We start from the raw sequence: 15,888 nt of genomic DNA on the forward strand, positions 1-15,888 counted from the left end.
GCTCAGAAAGAGATACGCCCAGTCCTTCAGCAAGCACTTGGGCAGCATCTAAGCTGGGGTTGGCTGTGCCCGTTTCAATTCGTGACATGTAAGTTCGAACGAACCCGCACTTATCAGCGAAAGCCTCCTGACTGAAGCCCTGACTGGTGCGTAGCTCTCGAATGCGTTGGCCGAAGCCCTTTCTCAGATTCTGATTTGGCTGCATACCCAAATGATGGTCGGGCGCACCCCAATCGTGAACACACCAACTGATGACACACCAAATGATACATTGATATCCTCGCTGCTCACCCAGCTAGCACCTAACAGGGATGCCCATGAACGAAAAACTGTTTGTACTCACCAACCAGAAGAAGACGACAAATCACATCCTGCACGTGATTCTGACGGTGCTGACAGGAGGACTATGGCTGCTGGTGTGGGGGATAACCATGCGCAGCAATGACGCCCACAACAAGAGAGTCGACAAGCAGATTAATCAGATCATGCTTTACAAAACACAGGGGCTGAGTGACACCGATACGTACCAGCAGATCAAGAAAGACGAACTAAACTACGACGTACTTCAAGGCCGAGTGATATTCGTGATTCTGGTTGTCGTGTTCCTCTACTTCTATCTCCGGTAAGCCAGCACCTTCGAAAGGACACATGACTCGATGAAAAAACTGATTCTTTCAGCAGCCCTGCTTGCACTCAGCACCTCCAGCCTTGCAGGGGGGCTATCCGAAGAAGAAAACGACATATCGAAATGCGTTGGATTCATTGCATCACAAAAGTACATAAACCCAAAGATGATGGATAATTCTAGCGATATCGCTGGAGTCAAGATGAAAGCAGTAGCTGCGAAGAACAAGTATCCAGCAACCACGCTGAGGATAATGACAGATACCTCAAGCAACACCGCCAGCATAATAGTCAACTACTTCACAACAGCCGCAAAGAACAATGACAAAGAGAAAATCAATGACATCTATCGACGTGGTATTGCCACCTGCAAGAAGTCGGGACTAACCATAAGCCAAGTAAACGATAAATTCACTGTCACAGTGGACGATATAGATGATGCACTATAACCACACAACTTCAAATGGAACGTTTGTAGCACAGTGGCCAGTTCAACAGATGATGTGTGTTAGCCAAGCGGAGCTTGAAGGGATAATACCTCCAGGCTTCGCCAGTGTTCTCGCACCGAAAACTTGAGTTTTCAACAATTCATCCAAACATGCGAATCAACCCATGACCTACCGGTCAAGCAACACAACAAAACACCAAAATCAAATCAAGCTCTTGTCTTTGATCTTGACTCTATTTTTTGGTGCAAGGTTCTTGTTAATCGTTTTTGTTATTCGTTCTTGTTAAATATCGTTCTTACTACAAGCTCATCCTGACCTACCCCACGAGGTTCAATGTGACCTACCGCAGGTGTCAGGATGAGCTATGACAGGTATCAGGACGAGCTACGGCAGGTGTCAACCTGAGCTTCGGATTTCCCACTGAGGCTCGTCATCAGAATAGTCTTGTACGCACGGATGGAAGCTTACCGGTTCAGAAGGCACAACCACTGGCTTGACGTATGTCACCGCCACAGGGAATATGATTGGTGCATATCCTGAACGCTCTTCCTGCATCTCCTGCACCAATGGCAGTGGCGGAGGCGTAGCCTTTACAACAGGCGCCAGCATCAAGTCTTGGACAATGGTGTAACTGTTCGAGTGAGCACACCCATGCATCCGACGCTGAGTCTTTTTCATATAACCATGTTTACTCAAGAGACCAATGAATCGCTTCACCGTGCTGACACTGCAACCAGTGAACTTGGCGATTTCCTCTTGGTTATCAAACCAGTCCTTGCGTTGGGCGGTAAAGAAGTCGTATCGGTCTTTCATCCAGACCCAAAGAATCTTGTCTTGACCACTGAGAGCCAAGTGTTCACCAGTTGTTAAGCTAACCCATTGCGTGGCAGCCATTAAGGGGCGTGGCATTTTGCAAAATGATTCGGTCATGCGATTGTTCTCCTGTGGTTAGTTCGATCTATAGGCGTTACCTCGGGTATTGCCGGTTAGTGGATAATTGCAGACAACACTTTACCGATCATCTGGCACTGTATGGGTGCAGGACGCATTCGGATGTTTGGCTTAGTTGCGAACTCTACACAAAAGTGCACTTCTCGTCAACCAAAACAGTTGACGTGGCGTGAGTTTGTTGATCTTGATAGTGGCTCTCGCAACATTGGTGCTCAGTCTCATCCTCGAACTTTTCGCTGCGAATCTGTAGAAACTGATTTCCGGTGCGGAACACGCCCTTTGCTTGGTTCGGAGGCTCGTTAGTCCCGTAAACACTGGATGAAACTCATATCCGAGATTGAAGTGTGGCGAAAGCAGGTTGCGTTTTTAACGAGTTTTTCGAGGGTTTTGACGGGGTTTTCGAGGCCACCAATACGGTCACTGCCGCCCGCCAACGAACAATTTCTTAAGCATCTCCGCGATGGTCTCAACGGGCACACCTGAACCGTAGACGTCAAAAGTGACCGTGCCTGAGGCGTGGCCCATGACAGCCTGTGCGTACGCCGTAGGAACGCCTTTGGCTTGCATCAAGGACGCCAGCGAGTGTCGCATGGAATGAAACACCAAGCCGGGTTCAAAGGATTCCCCGAGAGCCGCAGGGATCGCATGTTGGTTAGCCCATTCTCCGCCTGTCTTGTAGCCAATCTGAGCTAATGACTCCGATCCACTGAGCTTGCACGCCTCGACGTACCGCAAGAATGCTGCAAGGTCGAACCCATAGGCACCGTCAGTCAACGGCACCAGACGCTCACTGCGTTTGTTCTTGATTGACTTGCCTTCGCCTGCTTCGTTGATGTGAATCGCGGTGAAGCCTGAAGCAAGGTTTTGAACATCACTTACCGTCAACTGTGAGATTTCGTTGAGACGCCCACCAGTGATAGCCCCAAGGCTCAATAGCCAGCGCTTCCACGAGGTTTCAGGCAACGTATTGGAGTAGGTCACCAACTTGCCTACCTGATGCTGTGTGAACGCCTTACGGCTCGACTCAGTGCCCTTAGTGAGCTTGAGTTTTTTATCGTATGACTTGGGTATGTGACCATTTTCAACCGACCAAGCAAGAACAGCCGACATCTTCACAATCAGCTTGTTCACCGTTGAGGGCATGCGCCCATCTGAAAGACGATCCCGCAAGGCAACGAGGTCGGCCCGTGAGTGACTCCGCATATCCAGCTCACCGAGAGCCGAAGAGATGGTCCCGTGGCAAATCTTGGTCTCCTTCAGGGTAGAGGCCTTTTGGTCTTGCCCACGATCAGCCAAGTAGAGTGCTGAAAGGGCCTCGAAGGTTATTGCTGGAGTGATTACAGTTAGTGGCATAGGTGCGTTCTTTACGGACGTCAGGGAGCTGATAGAGCCTCTCACAGAGCCTGAGTGGCTATCATGCAACCCACCCCACACCTGCGTTACGTTGTCATCATGCCCGGCCTCAAACAGCTCCACCGAGACAACACGGAAATGTTCTTTCAGCTTGCTCCAAGGGGCATCTGGGTTCTCCAAATGGAACGCCCTGACGAAGCCCGCAAGGTGTTCTGATGCTTCCAATGCGTCCCGCCTGTTGCTGGTCTTGAGGGAAACAGAAGCGAAGTCAGTGGTGCTACCGGTGGCCCTGAGACGCATGTAGTAAATCCCGTTACGCCTGAAGTGATACGGCTTGGCGAGCCTTGTCGTCGGTTTCTCGGGAAAAGCGAGGTTTGTACCAGTGTTTGTAACAACAGATTGAGCTGCAAGGATGCTCATAGCGGTTAGCCCCTGTATTCATTGGGTTAACCCGAGTTCCTTGAAGTTCTGGATGTACTGCCGGGAGGATTTGCGCAAGTTGAAGCGGATTACCTTGTTGTGGGATTACATCCGTGAGGTGACTGAACGCAACCAGGCGTTGTTGATGGGTGAAACGCGGGAGATGCGCTTTGCCGATTAATCGGCGCTGACCACGATCGACACCCGGCGATTTTCCGTGCGCCCCGCTGCGGTGTCGTTGGAAGCCACCGGTTCGCTGCTGCCCAGGCCTTGCAGCTGGATGTTTTCCGGCTTCATGCCGACCGTGCCGAGGACGTTGGCGACGCTCTTGGCCCGACGCAGCGACAGTTGCTGATTGTAGGTTTCCTTGCCCGACGCATCGGTGTGGCCATCTACCCGAACGCGCTCGATACCCACGCCGAGCAGCGCCTTGCCGATGCGTTCGACGATTTCCGTGCTGGCTGCGTTCAGGCTTTCGACATCGCTGCCAAACAACACTTTGCCCGACAGGCCGAACTCCCAACCGTCGTCGGTCAACTCGAAACCCTGCTGTTTGAGCACGGCGACCTGCGCCGGTGTCAGGCCTTTCTGCGGGGCGGTCTGGCAACCGCTCAGGGTCAGCGCGGTGATCAGCAACAATGCGGAAAACAGTCGAAAGGGAAGTGTGAACACGGGCATCAGCTCCTGGTGTGAACGGAATCGACCGGGCGCTCCGACCCGGCGGTGAATTGCGCGCCACGCGACAGGCGCTTGGCCTGATACATCGCCGCGTCGGCTGCGTTGAGCAAGGCACCCGGCGTGGCGCCATGATCGGGGTAAACGGCGATGCCGATACTCAGCGAGGTCACTACACTGCTGTCGCCGGGCAGGGTGATCGGCATGTCCATGCTGGCGAGAATCTTGTCTGCGATGTGCTCAGCGTCTTCGACCGTGTGCAGCGGCGCGAGCAGCACGGCGAACTCGTCGCCGCCCAGCCGCGCGACCAGATCATCCTCGCGCAATTGCGCTCGCACGCGATTGGCGATCGCCACCAGCACGGCGTCGCCCGAGGCGTGGCCGAAGTTATCGTTGATGCCTTTGAAGCGGTCGCTGTCGAGAAACAGCACGGCGACCCGCTCATCGTGTTTTTTGCCGTTGCGCAAGGCGCGCATCAAGCGGCCTTCGAAAAACGCGCGGTTGGGCAAACCGGTGAGGCTGTCGTGGGTCGCTTGATGGGCGAGGGTTTCGTTTTCGTTCTGCAGGTGGGTTTGCCAGGACTCGAGTTCGCCGAGCAAGGCATTGAAGTCGTTGCCCAGATTGTCCAGTTCGGCGATTTGCGCCGGCGGCACGCGCCGATCCAGCGCTCGTTCGCTACGAGCGGCGTGGGCGACGGCGGCGAGGCTGTGCAACGGGCCGATGATCGCGCGCAACTGCCGCCGCGCCAGATAGAGCGCGACCCAGGCGCTGATCGCGGTGCACAGCACAATCCCGGCCAGGCCGCTGAGCAGGAAGCGCATCAGGCTGCCGCCGTGGCCGATGAGCAGGACGCGACCGATTTCGCGGTCCTGATGTTCGATCGGCAGGCTGACCGGTTTTTCCAGAATGGCGCGGGTGATCTGCATTTCCAGCTCGGAGAACAAACCGGTCTCAGCGCGCTGCCATTGCGCGATCAATTGGCCTTGCGCGTCCAGCACTCGGGCATCTGCCACTTCCTCGGTAGCGGCAATGATCGCCAGCGCCTCGGTTGCCGCCGCTTTGTCATTGAACACGACGGCTGCCTCGACGGTGTAGCTGATCGAACGGGCGATCAAGTGCAGGTTGTGATCGGCATAGACCCGCAGCGCGAGCACGCCCAAAAAGGTCAGCGAAACACTGGCCATCGCCACCGCCACCAGCGCGACAATCAAATGCCCACGGCCAATGACCGAACCAAGGGTGGGGCGAGCCTTCCAACTGAACAGCTTCATGGCGCTGCCGCTTTGCGACGGGACAACTGCAACACGCTGGGGTGTATGCGCACACCACTGCGAGCCACGGAGTCGAGATTGACCTCGAACGACACTTGCTCATCGCCAACGCGCAGGCAGAACAGACTGCCGACGGTGCATTGATCGTCGGCTTCGCTGATGCTCAGCACCGGGTGCCCGATCAACGATGCAAACAGACGACTGCGTTCATCGGCGGTGAGCTTGCCGATGTACACCGCATCGCATTCGCTGACGATGCCCGGGTTGTCCGCCAGCAGACGCCGCACAGCCACCGGCCGGCCCGTGGCTTGGGTGGTGCCTTTGACCAGGTCATCGGTGTATTCGGTGGGGCCGACGATGCACAGGCGCAACTGCGCCGGTTCCACCGGCCAGCGTGCATAGCTGAGAATGCCAAGCACCACTTGCGTGACCGCTTTAGCCCGTTGCTCGGCCGGCCCGGTTTGCGCTTGGGCGATGGCGCTGCCCGTGAACAACCAGAGCAAAACGATCAGCAATGCGTGCTGGCAGGCCACCACACGCTGTGTCGCCCAGACGGCCACCTTCATGGAGGGATACTCTTGGAGCGTAACGAAATGATGCCGCAACGATAGCACAGCGCCAGAACACCAGCGAGGCGCCTGCCTCTGACCGGTTGGTCAGTATTCGTTGTCGGTCATTCAGCACTTCATCCCTGAGACTCGGTGCTCTCCTCCAGTTCCAGCATCAGCCCGCTCAGACGCTTGACCTTGCGCTGCACCGCTTCCTCAAACACGCCGGCACGTGGCTCGATCAAGGTGAACCAGTGCCGGGCGCGAGTAATTCCGGTGTAGATCAGTTCTTTGGTCAGCACGGGGTTCAACGCATCCGGCAGGATCAGCGCCGTATGGGCGAACTCCGAGCCCTGGGACTTGTGCACCGTCATGGCGTACACGGTTTCAACATCATTGAGCCGACTCGGCAACACGAAGCGCACGCCGCCCTGTCCATCGTTACGCGGAAAAGCCACGCGCAGAACCGTTTTGCCGATCTCTGCGCCTTCACGCTCGGGTAGTTTCAGGGCGATGCCGATGTCGCCGTTCATCAGGCCCAGACCATAGTCATTACGAGTCATCAGCACGGGCCGACCTTCATACCACTGCTGATCGCTCTCGATCAGACGCGCCTTGAGCAACGCAGCGGTGATGCGCTGGTTCAGACCTTCAACGCCCCACGGCCCTTTGCGCACCGCGCACAGCAACTGGAACGTATCGAACGCCTGCAAGACTTCCCGCGCCCAATCGGTCCAGTCCGCATGCTCAAGAGGCCGCGTCGATGATGGACGCTGATCGCGCAGTACGCTCAAGTAATGGCGATAACCTTGCGGGCCGTTGCCGTGACCTTCGAGCAACAGGCGTTCGAGCTTCTGATCATGTTCGCCTTTGAGCGGCAGCGAATACACGTCGTCGTAGCTGCCGGCCGCGAGCAACTGTCGCGCCTCGTCGGCCAATTGCTGATTGACCCGACGCGCGAGCTGACCGATGCCACTGCCCTCGCCGAAACGGCGCGAGTGCCGCAGCATCACCACTTGCTGCGCCAGCGGATGGGTGCCGTCGCGGTCCTCATGCATACCGCTGCCCTGCAACGACTCGCCACTGACCGACTCCAGCCATTGCCGCGTCTGCGGGCTGTACCAACCGCCCTCGGCGTCACGGCACAGATCGCCCAACACCGCACCGGCCTCGACCGAGGCCAACTGATCCTTGTCGCCCAGCAGCACCAGCCGAGCATGGGCCGGCATGGCGTCGAGCAAGTTCGCCATCATTTCCAGGTCGATCATCGACGCTTCATCGACCACCAGCACATCCAGCGGCAGGCGGTTGCCGGCATGATGACGGAAATGCCGGGTGCCCGGTCGACTGCCGAGCAAACGGTGCACGGTGGTCACATCGCTGGGGATCGCCGCGCGCACCGCTTCGGCGACTTGCAGTGATTGCACTTGCTGACTGATCGACTCGGTCAAACGTGCAGCGGCCTTGCCGGTCGGGGCGGCCAGACGAATGCGCAGCGGATGGCCAGCCTCGACGGCCGGTGCCTGCAGCAACGCGAGCAAGCGCACCACCGTAGTGGTTTTCCCCGTGCCCGGGCCGCCAGTGATTATGCTGAAGGCGCTGCGCGTAGCGAGAGCACAGGCGAGTTTCTGCCAATCGATGACAGCTGCGGATTCCGCGCCGCCGAACAATTCATCCAGACGCTGCGGCAGGTCATCTGGCGTCGGCTCCTGTTGCACCAAGCGTTGGCGCAACGCTGCATCGATGCGGCGTTCGTAGGTCCAGTAGCGGCGCAAGTACAGGCGTTTCGAGGACAGCACCAACGGACGTGTCTGCGCTGTTTCACTCGGGTCAGCAGCCAACGCCACCAATGGACTGCTTGCCAGCACTTTGCACCAATGGGCTCCATCGAGCGTTTCGAGCAATTGCGAGGGAAGCAACAACACACCGCCCTGCACATCGCCTTCGGGCGGCAATGACAGTGCAAAATCCGGTGCCTTGAGTGTTTCAAACAGGTCCAGACACACATGACCATGGCCGAGCTGGTGACTGGTCAACGCCGCAGCCAGCAGCACCAACGGGTCGGTCTCGGGCTCGAGTTCATGCAGGAAAGCGACAAAGGCGCGGTCCAACGCGCGCAGCCAGCCGCGCTCAACCCAACGGCTCAGCAACAACAGCAAATCATCGGCGCGGGTCAGCGGCGAGAGTTTCGACAGGCTGTCCGCTTCCAGCGGCGTCGGCAGCAGATCGGCGAATGTGCGGCTCATAGCAGGACTCCCTGTTCCCAGGCGGGTTCGGACTTGGGTTCGGGTTTGCCTTGGAACATCCGGTCGAGGCGTTCGATCAATTCCCGTGGTGGACGCACGAAGTACACACCGCTACTCTCCGCACGCGTACCGCGCAGGAACAGATAAAGCGCCCCACCGACATGGCGGTCGTAATCGTAATCCGCCAGCCGCGCCTTCAACTGGCGATGCAGTGCCAGCAGATACAACACGTATTGCAAGTCGTAACGGTTGTCGAGGATCGACTGCTCCATTGCCTGCACGGTGTAGGCCTGATCATCCACGCCGAGCCAGTTGGATTTGTAATCGGCGACGTAATAACGGCCAGCGTGCTCGAAGGTCAGGTCGATAAAGCCCTTGAACATGCCGTTGAGTTGTACCGGCTCCGCCGCCACCCGGGCGACGCCATTGTGGGTGTGCTGGCGCACCTGTTCATCGAGCTTGAGCACGTCGACTTTGTGGCTGGCGAACCAGAATTCCATCTCGACGCGGTATTGCTTCAGTTGCTCAAGAACCACCGGCGGTTGCCCGCCAGCGATTGGCAACGGCGACTTGAGCAAATGCTGCAGCCAGTCAGTCAGCGTGGTAATCCAGCCTTGCCAGCCGCGCAGGTTGCAACGCCGGGCTATCGCATCTTCCAGCGCTTCGCGGGTAACCGAAAAACCTTCAGCGCCCGCCCATTCGAGCAAGCCATGCAGAAAGGTGCCGGGATTGGGGCCACGGGGAAAACGGTGGATATTGGCGCCACCGCTGATGATTTCGCGGGGTGCGTCGGGATCGAGGCGCTCGTCGTCGAAGAGCTTTTGCGCCTGCGGACTGTCCGGTGCTTCGTCGCTGCCGACGCTCAATACGTCGCTGATGCGCAAAGCGCTATAGGAAGCGATCCACCAGTTTTCACTGGCTTTGCGCTTGGGCCGTAGCGTCGCTCGCAGCACTGCTTCATTGCGCGGCGGCTGGTAATGCTCATCAGTGGGCTGAGGCATTTCGCCGATGCCAATCGCCGCGCAGTCTTGCTGCATATCCCGCAGCCAGCGATTCAATTCGCTGGACTCGCCCAAAGCGGCACCGCCCCCCAGCAAATAACCCAGCGCCGACAGGTGCAACACCGAGCTGTTGTTATTGCCGCGCTTGAGATCGGTGACGCCCAGCCAGCAGGCATGCTGCGCGCGCGTTAATGCGACATACAGAAGACGCAGATCTTCGGCCAGACGCTCATCGTCAGCCAGAGCGATCAACTCGGGAGTCGGCTTGAGGCTGATCTGCGCCTTGCCCGCAGCGTCGTGGTAATGCAGCGGCAAGCGGCTGCCATCCACCGGTTTCGCCGAGCAAATGAATGGCAGGAATACCAGCGGATATTCCAGACCCTTGGATTTGTGGATGGTCACCACTTTGACCAGTTGCTCGTCGCTTTCCAGACGCAGAATCTGCTCTTCACCGGCCTGACCGGACAGTGCCAGCAGCTCGGCCAGATGGCGGATCAATGCTTGCTCGCCGTCCAGTTCAGCGGCGGCTTGCTGCATCAGTTCCGAGAGGTGCAAAAGGTTGGTCAGCACGCGCTCGCCGTCACTGCGCTGCATCAGGGTCTGCGGCAAATGGAAATCGTGAAGCAGGCGGCGCAACATCGGTAACACGCCCTGTTTGCGCCAGAGCTCGCGATAGCCGCGGAACTGCATGACCCGGGCTTCCCAGACCATTTCATCCTGGTTCAGGCGCTCCAGCTCGATCAGCGGCAGGTTAAGGGTGGTGCAGGCCAGCGCAGCCTTGAGCGAGCGTTCGACATCGGGTTCGGCGCAAGCCTTTAGCCACGCCAGCAGGTCGTGCGCCTCTTGCGCGGCGAACACCGAATCCTTGTCCGACAGATAAACACTGCGCACCCCTCTGGCAGCGAGTTCGGCGCGTACGGCCTGGGCCTCTTTACCGTCACGGACGAGGATCGCGATGTCCGAAGGACGCAGACCTCTGAAGTCATCTTCCTGAACGAAACCAGCACTGCCGGTCTGCCCGCCATTGAGCAGTGCGGTGATTACACTGGCGCAGGCGGCGGCCATTTGCTGGCGATAGATCGCGCCGGACAGCGGCTGATCGCTGGGCAATTGCCAGACATTCAGTGCCGCCACGTCTTGCCCGGCAATCCGCAGCGTTTCCTTGCGCCCCTGAGACTCGACGGGGAGGAACGGCACCGGGTTCTCGCCATTTCTTTCGCGAAACAAAAACGCGCCGCGTCCCTGTTCTCGGGACTCGGCGCGTTCAAATACGTGATTGACCGCTGTGACCATACCGTGGCTGGAGCGGAAGTTAGTGCCGAGCGTATGCAAGCGGCCGGTAGTGGCCTGGCGTGCGCGCAAGTAGGTGTAGATGTCGGCACCGCGAAAGGCGTAGATCGCCTGTTTGGGATCGCCGATCAGGAACAGGCCGGTGTCAGGGTGATTGTCTTCGATGCGGTAGATGCTTTCGAAGATGCGGTATTGCACCGGATCGGTGTCTTGGAATTCGTCGATCAGCGCGACCGGGAACTGCTCGCGGATCAGCGTTGCCAGACGCTCGCCGCCCTCCGATTGCAGCGCTGCATCCAGACGCAGCAGCATGTCGTCGAATCCCATTTCTGCGCGGCGACGCTTCTCTTCTTCGAAGCGTGCACCGACCCACTTGGCAGCGTGTTGCAGAACAGCGGCATCGGGCGTCGGCAATACGTCGAGGCTCGATTTAAGTGCGGACATGGCGTCCAGCCCCGGATGACTCGGGGCCTGGCCTTTCCAGGCCTCGGCCATGCCTTCGGGTGTCAGACGGGTGAAGCCGGTGCCAATGTCCAGTTGCTCAAGCGCCTCGTCTTCGGCCCAGGTCTTGAGCTTGTCGAACCAGGGCTCGAAATAACGCGCCTGCATCTTGCGGCCATCGACGGTTTTGCTGGCGACTCCTTCATGGCAGAGCGCGAGCAGTTCGTCTGCCCAATCATGCCAAGGCGCTTTCAGTTCAACCAACGCCGCTCGCCGCTCCAGCAAACATTCGGCGATCAGCTCCGCAGGCACCTTGCCTTCATCGGTGTCACGCTCGCTGGCGAACAAGCCGCGTACTCGAGGCAGCAACGCTGCGGGGCCACCCCAATTGCTGCGCACCCAGTTCAGCGCATCGCCCTGCATCGGGTAGCAGAACAGCCGCCAGTAATCGCGCAGCACCTCGCCGAGCAAATCGCTGTGATCGGTTTCCAGCGACTGCGTGAACAGGCTACCACTGTCGAACGCATGCTCGCGCAGCATGCGCTGACACCAGCTGTGAATGGTCGAGACGGCGGCTTCGTCCATCCACTGCGCGGCGATATCGAGGCGGTTGGCACAGCCCGGCCATTGTTGCGGATCAAACTGATCGCGCAACTCGGCAATCAGTCCGTCGGGGGCAGTGATTTCATCGCGGAAGAATCGCGCGGCCTCAGCCAAGCGTGTCCGAATGCGTTCACGCAGCTCTTTGGTAGCAGCGTCGGTAAACGTCACTACGAGGATTTGCGGCGGCAGTAATTCGCGTAAAAACCCGCTTGTCTCGCCGCCATGGCCGAGAATCAACCGCAGATAAAGTGCCGAAATCGTGAAGGTTTTGCCGGTGCCTGCGCTTGCTTCGATCAACTGACTGCCGCGCAGCGGGAAGGCCAGAGCCAACGGTGTTTTCGTACTCATGCGCGCGCACCTTCGCTGGACAAGGAACGCCACGGCGCTTCGAATAATGGGCGGTACAACGCGTCGCACCAGCCGGTGAAGGTTTCGTCTGCCAACAATGCATCGAAGTCGGGATATTGCCGGAGCAGTGCCGGGCTTTCACGCCGCTCGCCGTTGCTGGTCTGGCCGTCACCGTCATAGGCTTTTCGTGCAGCGGCTTCGGCTTTGACCGGGTCAGTTTGAGACAACCAGGCGAACGCGGTTTTTATCGCAATCGGCAAGGGTTGGCGCATGCCGGATTGCCACGCAAGAAGCAGGTCACCGAGCAAACGCAGCGCTCGGTCTCGCTCCATTGGCTGCAGCAACAATGTGTCATCACTGGCGACCAATGCCGTGGTCAACGCATGCTCGCTGGCGCAGGCGACCAGATGGGTGACCCACGGTTTGGTCAGCCGATGCCACTTGCGAGTTTTGATCGAGCCGATGCTGTTGGGAATGGTCGTGACCGACAGCAGACCGCCATCGGCGCGTTGATGCAGGTTTGCGAGCCAACCCTCCAGCCGCAAACCTTGCAGGTCGAGACTGACCGGGATCGCACTGGTCAACGGCGTCGGCCATAACGTCAGCAACTGTTGATAACGCTGCAGAAGATCCGGTAGCGGTTCGATCAGTTCACGCTGTAGGCATTCGCCAAAACCGGCCATAGGCAGCAGACCACTGTTTTGCAGGCGCAGCGCCCGGGCTTGCAGCGCCTGATCGATATTGTCCGGCTGGCTGAGTGCGGCTTCCAGCAAGCTGTCGCTGAGCGTGTAGCGCTGCAGCGCGTCCAGCACAAAAGGTTCTTCATCGGCCAGCGGTGCTTGCGCGGCCTCGAAATACACCTTTAGGCGTTGAGTGAAAAAATGCCGAACCGGGTTCCGCAGAAAGTCCTGCAGCAATGCCAGCGTCAGCGGTTCCTCTTGAACATATGGCGCGAGTAAGGGTGCTTCACTTTGCTGCGCTTTCTCTTGATGCAACACCTGCCACTCGCTGGCGTAGCTGAACAGTTGCTCGCCTTCGTGGAAATAGCGGGCGCTGAAAGGTTGCAGGGGATGTTCTTCGGTCAGCGCGTCTAACAGATCCTGGCTTGGGTCGATTGAACGCCAGCCGCTGGCGAGGTGATCGCGCAACTGGCCGATGAGCACCGAGGCAGGTCGTTCGCTGTTGTCACGGATGCTGCGACCGACCCAACTGATATAGAGCTGAGAGCGTGCGGACAACAGCGCTTCGAGTAACAGGTAGCGATCGTCTTCACGTCGTGAGCGGTCGCCTGGGCGGTAATCACTGCCCATCAGATCGAAGTCCAGCGGCGGCTGCGCGCGGGGATAATCGCCGTCGTTCATGCCCAGCAGACAAACCAGTCTGAAAGGGATGGCACGCATCGGCATCAAGGTGCAGAAATTCACCGCACCGGCGAGGAATCGTTGCGACAAACGGCCCTGATCCAGCCCGGCGAGCCAGGCTTCGCGCACGACAGTCAGCGGCAGTTCGTCAGTCAGCCCGACCGCATCGCAGGTCTCGAGCCAGGTTTCGCGAAGCTCTTCCAGTTGGGTCAGCAGGTGGTCGTCGTGCTCGTTGCTCGCCTGAAAGAACACCTGCATCAGCGCTTGCAAACGCAGCCCCCACTCTTTCGGTTGAGCCGGTTGCGTGAGTTGCTGATGAGCGATTTCCAGGGCATCCAGCAGCGCAACCAATGGCCCGATCAGGGCAGCATCCAGCCCACCAATTTCGTCGTAAGGCTCGATACCTGCACATGCGTCGGCACTGCCGACGGCGTAGCCCAGCAGCATTCGGCGTAGACCGAAATGCCAGCTGTTCTGCTCCAGTTCCTCAGGCAATCCGAGACCGGCCCGTTGTTCGGCACTCATGCCCCAACGCACGCCGGCGCCCTCGATCCAGCGATGCAAAGTTGGCAGGTCGCGCTCCTCTACGCCAAAGCGAGCACGCAGAGCCGGGACATCGAGCAGGTCGAGGATCTCACTGACCGGGAAACGACTGTCCGGCAATTTGAGCAAATGTTCGACCGCGATTAGCAACGGATCACGTCCACGCTGGCCCTGGTCCGCCAAAGTGAAAGGAATGAAGCGCGGGTCAAATCGATCGAGCTGACCGAAAACCGCGCGGATATGCGGTGCATAGCTGTCGATATCCGGGACCATGACGATTACGTCGCGGGGGCGCAAGTCCGGGTCGGCGCTGAAACGCGCCAGCAGTTGATCGTGCAGGATTTCGACTTCGCGCTGGGCACTGTGGGCGATGTGAAAACGTATTGAATGGTCTTGGGTTGAATCGACCGCTGGCCAAAGTTCGCGTGTCTCGTTGAGGGGGCGTAACTCCAGAATGTCATCCTGCAGCTGGTTAAGCATGTTGTGGGGCTGGGCTTCGCTGAACAGGTCGATGCGGCCGTCACGAAAGGCTGCGCGGTAGCTGTTGGGGTCGTCGTAGCTGTCGAGCAGGTTGATATAGTCGCGACCTTGCTTGCCCCAAGCGGCCAGCAACGGATGTGCGTGCTGATGCAGGGTCTCGGCGTCAAGTACCACTGGCATCCCGCTTTTGCGTTGTTGCCGCTTGTATTGATGCCGCAGCAGATCCTTGTCGGCAACGATATCGGCCCAGTGATGGCGACAGGGGTTGTGTACGCAAAGCAGAACCTGACTGAAGCGCGCCAGACCGGCGAGCGCTTCAAGAACTTGTGCGGGCAATGAAGAAATACCAAAGACGATAACGCGCGGCGGCAGTGAAGCCGGAGCCTCATCAAGGGTGTTGATGAGCTCCATGAAACGTTGATGGACGCCGGCACGGCTCTGCGCCATGCCTTGTTCGCCGACATCATCCAGCAGCGCTCGCCACAACTCGGCCTGCCAGCAACTGGTCGGTGGCAGAGGTTTGATTTCACCTCGCACATTGCGCAGTTGGTGGCGGCCTTCCGCCCAATCTTCCAGCCAGTCGGCCCGGTAGACCTGATATTGGTCAAACAGGTCGGCCAGACGCTCTGACAATTGATAGCGCTTACGCAGATCGCTGTCGTGGGTAAGGAAGCGTTGCAGCGGCTCGAAATGGGGGCGATCGATTACCTGTGGCAAGAGGCGCATCAGGCGCCAGGTCAGCGGAGCCTTATCGAGCAGGGATTTAGGCGGAATCTCTTCTCGTCCCAATACCAGGCGATACAGCTGCCACATGAAACTGCCGGGTAGTTGAACGTCAATCGCCGCAGCGATCCCGCAACCGCCCAGGTCATCGTCTTCAGGATCTTCGGCCAATGCCAGTTTGAGCCATTGGGCGATGCCGTTGCTTTGCACCAAAGCGATTTCGTTTTCCAAGGGTGCCAGTGGGTAACGCCGCATGATGCTGACCACAAGGCTGCGCAGCTCATCGAGACTGTTGCTCTGAACCACCATGAATGCAGCGTTGAGGGACTGGGCGTCCGACATATGGATTCCTTGGAAAATCGCTAAAGCCGAGGCAGAACCTTAGCATTGTCGGCCGGCTGTGACAGCCGGACGAGGTCTGCGAAGGCTGTAAGAACTTTCTCGCAGGCAAAACAAAACCCCAACTGCTTTCGCAATTGGGGTTTCGGAATTTAATCTTGACGATGACCTACTCTCACATGGGGAAACCCCACACTACCATCGGCGATGCATCGTTTCACT

The 15,888-nt window shown here is 58.3% G+C and carries 11 protein-coding genes and 1 pseudogene; 3 read left to right on the forward strand and 9 right to left on the reverse strand.

The window, feature by feature from the left end; genetic code table 11:
• The coding region (locus J5M66_RS26055) for a helix-turn-helix transcriptional regulator (protein ID WP_243433550.1) at positions 1 to 205 on the reverse strand (205 nt) is incomplete at its 3' end.
• Positions 206 to 317: 112 nt separating this feature from the next.
• Between J5M66_RS26055 and J5M66_RS26060 the strand changes: the two genes are divergently transcribed.
• A complete protein-coding gene (locus J5M66_RS26060; RefSeq protein ID WP_207809196.1) occupies positions 318 to 626 on the forward strand; it encodes a hypothetical protein in 309 nt (102 codons plus the stop codon).
• Between the two features lie 30 nt (positions 627 to 656).
• A complete protein-coding gene (locus J5M66_RS26065) occupies positions 657 to 1,073 on the forward strand; it encodes a hypothetical protein (RefSeq protein WP_090210597.1) in 417 nt (138 codons plus the stop codon).
• A 396-nt stretch (positions 1,074 to 1,469) separates the two neighbouring features.
• On the opposite strand, the gene J5M66_RS26070 is transcribed toward J5M66_RS26065, so the two are convergent.
• Together J5M66_RS26070 and J5M66_RS26075 are read right to left on the reverse strand one after the other, a co-directional pair.
• Entirely contained in the window at positions 1,470 to 2,003 is a 534-nt protein-coding gene (locus J5M66_RS26070) for a helix-turn-helix domain-containing protein (RefSeq protein ID WP_207809194.1), read from the reverse strand.
• Positions 2,004 to 2,441: 438 nt separating this feature from the next.
• The gene (locus J5M66_RS26075; RefSeq protein WP_243433020.1) at positions 2,442 to 3,797 is read right to left on the reverse strand and encodes a tyrosine-type recombinase/integrase; all 1,356 of its coding nucleotides are present in this window, start codon (positions 3,795 to 3,797) and stop codon (positions 2,442 to 2,444) included.
• 43 nt (positions 3,798 to 3,840) lie between these two features.
• On the opposite strand from J5M66_RS26075, the pseudogene J5M66_RS26080 reads away from it, so the two are divergent.
• A pseudogene (locus tag J5M66_RS26080) lies at positions 3,841 to 3,978 on the forward strand (LysR family transcriptional regulator); the annotation flags it as partial.
• Here J5M66_RS26080 and J5M66_RS26085 read toward each other — a convergent pair.
• The 6 genes from J5M66_RS26085 to recC all read right to left on the reverse strand — a co-directional run bounded on the left by J5M66_RS26085 (position 3,975) and on the right by recC (position 15,669).
• Positions 3,975 to 4,475: an OmpA family protein gene (locus tag J5M66_RS26085; protein ID WP_016771800.1), complete on the reverse strand. Its 501-nt coding sequence runs from the start codon at positions 4,473 to 4,475 to the stop codon at positions 3,975 to 3,977. The pseudogene J5M66_RS26080 and the gene J5M66_RS26085 sit on opposite strands and share 4 nt — an antisense overlap.
• Positions 4,475 to 5,743, reverse strand: a complete 1,269-nt coding sequence (locus tag J5M66_RS26090; protein ID WP_207809192.1) for a diguanylate cyclase — start codon at positions 5,741 to 5,743, stop codon at positions 4,475 to 4,477. Before J5M66_RS26090 ends, J5M66_RS26085 begins: the two co-directional genes overlap by 1 nt.
• Entirely contained in the window at positions 5,740 to 6,309 is a 570-nt protein-coding gene (locus J5M66_RS26095) for a YfiR family protein (protein ID WP_024011482.1), read from the reverse strand. The genes J5M66_RS26090 and J5M66_RS26095 overlap by 4 nt, the downstream gene beginning before the upstream one ends.
• A gap of 119 nt (positions 6,310 to 6,428) precedes the next feature.
• The gene (gene recD / locus J5M66_RS26100) at positions 6,429 to 8,537 is read right to left on the reverse strand and encodes an exodeoxyribonuclease V subunit alpha (RefSeq protein ID WP_207809189.1); all 2,109 of its coding nucleotides are present in this window, start codon (positions 8,535 to 8,537) and stop codon (positions 6,429 to 6,431) included.
• Positions 8,534 to 12,220: an exodeoxyribonuclease V subunit beta gene (recB, locus tag J5M66_RS26105; RefSeq protein ID WP_207809187.1), complete on the reverse strand. Its 3,687-nt coding sequence runs from the start codon at positions 12,218 to 12,220 to the stop codon at positions 8,534 to 8,536. Before recB ends, recD begins: the two co-directional genes overlap by 4 nt.
• Positions 12,217 to 15,669, reverse strand: coding sequence for an exodeoxyribonuclease V subunit gamma (gene recC / locus J5M66_RS26110; RefSeq protein ID WP_207809185.1), 3,453 nt, complete (start codon positions 15,667 to 15,669; stop codon positions 12,217 to 12,219). The genes recB and recC overlap by 4 nt, the downstream gene beginning before the upstream one ends.
• Between the last annotated feature and the right edge of the window lie 219 nt (positions 15,670 to 15,888).

Source organism: Pseudomonas sp. 67(2021) (assembly GCF_017491835.1).
In the GTDB taxonomy this organism is placed as follows: domain Bacteria; phylum Pseudomonadota; class Gammaproteobacteria; order Pseudomonadales; family Pseudomonadaceae; genus Aquipseudomonas; species Aquipseudomonas atacamensis.